The 2,500-nt window shown below is 54.7% G+C and carries 1 protein-coding gene, 1 tRNA gene and 2 rRNA genes (1 of these 4 cut by a window edge); 3 read left to right on the top strand and 1 reads right to left on the bottom strand.

The annotated features are described in order from the left end of the window. The 3 genes from NKH70_RS11025 to NKH70_RS11015 form a co-directional block, all read left to right on the top strand. A 23S ribosomal RNA gene (locus NKH70_RS11025) occupies positions 1–1,936 on the top strand; it begins 863 nt to the left of the window's first position. A 76-nt stretch (positions 1,937–2,012) separates the two neighbouring features. After that, positions 2,013–2,127: ribosomal RNA gene (rrf, locus tag NKH70_RS11020) — 5S ribosomal RNA — on the top strand. Between the two features lie 130 nt (positions 2,128–2,257). After that, positions 2,258–2,334: transfer RNA gene (locus NKH70_RS11015), tRNA-Met, on the top strand. Here NKH70_RS11015 and NKH70_RS11010 read toward each other — a convergent pair. Next, positions 2,305–2,500 (bottom strand): hypothetical protein (locus tag NKH70_RS11010; RefSeq protein ID WP_353025254.1); only part of this gene is annotated, 196 nt, incomplete at its 5' end. The two genes, NKH70_RS11015 and NKH70_RS11010, sit on opposite strands and share 30 nt — an antisense overlap.

The following is a 2,500-nucleotide window of genomic DNA, read 5'->3' as shown; positions in this document are numbered from 1 at the left end:
CTATTTAGGTAGAGCGTCGACCGAATACCCCAGGGGGTAGAGCACTGGATGGGCTAGGGGTCCTCACCGGATTACCAAACCTAACCAAACTCCGAATACCTGGGAGTAATAGTCGGCAGACACACGGCGGGTGCTAACGTCCGTCGTGAAAAGGGAAACAACCCTGACCTACAGCTAAGGTCCCCAAGTTATGGCTAAGTGGGAAAGGATGTGAGGATCCCAAAACAACCAGGATGTTGGCTTAGAAGCAGCCATCATTTAAAGAAAGCGTAACAGCTCACTGGTCTAAATAAGGGTCTTTGCGCCGAAAATGTAACGGGGCTAAAGCCATACACCGAAGCTTAGGGTTTGCAGCAATGCAAGCGGTAGCGGAGCGTTCTGTAAGCTGATGAAGCCATACCCGTGAGGGGTGGTGGAGGTATCAGAAGTGCGAATGCTGACATGAGTAACGTAAGGGGAGTGAGAGACTCCCCCGCCGAAAGTCCAAGGGTTCCTGCTTAAAGCTAATCTGAGCAGGGTTAGCCGGCCCCTAAGTCGAGGCAGAAATGCGTAGACGATGGGAACCACGTTAATATTCGTGGGCCTGGAGGAAGTGACGGATCATTGAGGTAGTCCAATCTTATCGGATTGAAAGGGCTGCTGCGTGGTTCCAGGAAATAGCTCCTCCTTATAGACCGTACCCGAAACCGACACTGGTGGACTGGTAGAGTATACCAAGGCGCTTGAGAGAACTATGCTGAAGGAACTCGGCAAATTGCACGCGTAACTTCGGAAGAAGCGTGACCCTTTCATGCGCAAGCATGGGAGGGTGGCACAGACCAGGGGGTAGCGACTGTTTATCAAAAACACAGGGCTCTGCGAAGTCGCAAGACGACGTATAGGGTCTGACGCCTGCCCGGTGCTGGAAGGTTAAGAGGAGGGGTGCAAGCTCTGAATCGAAGCCCCAGTAAACGGCGGCCGTAACTATAACGGTCCTAAGGTAGCGAAATTCCTTGTCGGGTAAGTTCCGACCTGCACGAATGGCGTAACGACTTCCCCGCTGTCTCCAGCATAGACTCAGTGAAATTGAATTCCCCGTGAAGATGCGGGGTTCCTGCGGTTAGACGGAAAGACCCCGTGCACCTTTACTATAGCTTTACATTGGCATTCGTAGTGGCATGTGTAGGATAGGTGGTAGGCTTTGAAACCTGGGCGCCAGCTCAGGTGGAGCCACCCTTGAAATACCACCCTTATCACTATGGATGTCTAACCGCGGCCCGTTATCCGGGTCCGGGACAATGTATGGTGGGTAGTTTGACTGGGGCGGTCGCCTCCTAAAGAGTAACGGAGGCGCGCGATGGTGGGCTCAGAACGGTCGGAAATCGTTCGCTGAGTGCAATGGCATAAGCCTGCCTGACTGCGAGACTGACAAGTCGAGCAGAGACGAAAGTCGGTCATAGTGATCCGGTGGTCCCGCGTGGAAGGGCCATCGCTCAACGGATAAAAGGTACGCCGGGGATAACAGGCTGATGACCCCCAAGAGTCCATATCGACGGGGTTGTTTGGCACCTCGATGTCGACTCATCGCATCCTGGGGCTGGAGCAGGTCCCAAGGGTATGGCTGTTCGCCATTTAAAGCGGTACGTGAGTTGGGTTCAGAACGTCGTGAGACAGTTCGGTCCCTATCTGCCGTGGGTGTAGGAATATTGAAAGGATCTGTCCCTAGTACGAGAGGACCGGGATGGACGGATCTCTGGTGGACCTGTTGTGGCGCCAGCCGCATAGCAGGGTAGCTATATCCGGACGGGATAACCGCTGAAGGCATCTAAGCGGGAAACCCACCTTAAAACGAGTATTCCCTGAGAACCGTGGAAGACGACCACGTTGATAGGCCGGGTGTGGAAGAGCGGCAACGCTTGAAGCTTACCGGTACTAATAGTTCGATCGGCTTGATCGTTCTCATTCCTAATGCCCATCGTGAACACGATGGATGGCACAGAAAACAGCTTCTCGAGCAACGTGCGTTTTGCCGACCTGGTGGTTATGGCGGAGCGGCTGCACCCGATCCCATTCCGAACTCGGCCGTGAAACGCTCCAGCGCTGATGGTACTTCGTCTCAAGACGCGGGAGAGTAGGTCGCTGCCAGGTCTGCCAAGCGCACGTTGTTTAATCTTCTCCTTACGAACAGGCCCGCCAACGGGACTCCGGGCCGCGCAAGCGGCCCTTTCATTTGGCGGAAGCTTGAATTCGGTGAGCCAAGGCTTACCTTTAGGGTTGACGCGGGGTGGAGCAGCCCGGTAGCTCGTCAGGCTCATAACCTGAAGGTCACAGGTTCAAATCCTGTCCCCGCAACCAAAAACGAAAACGGCCCGCCTTGTGCGGGCCGTTTTCGTTTTGATACCACCCCTGCACAAAATGCATCGAACCCCGGTAGCCCGTAAGCGGGCAGCTGAGGCCGTTCAGCGCTGGTAATTCCATGGCATGAGGGCGTCGATATCGCTGTTTGGCCAGCCATTGGCAA

It is taken from the genome of Mesorhizobium sp. M0991, from assembly GCF_040318915.1.
Lineage (GTDB): Bacteria > Pseudomonadota > Alphaproteobacteria > Rhizobiales > Rhizobiaceae > Mesorhizobium.
Note: the sequence above shows the minus strand (reverse complement) of the source record. Positions and strands in the feature narration are given on the sequence as shown.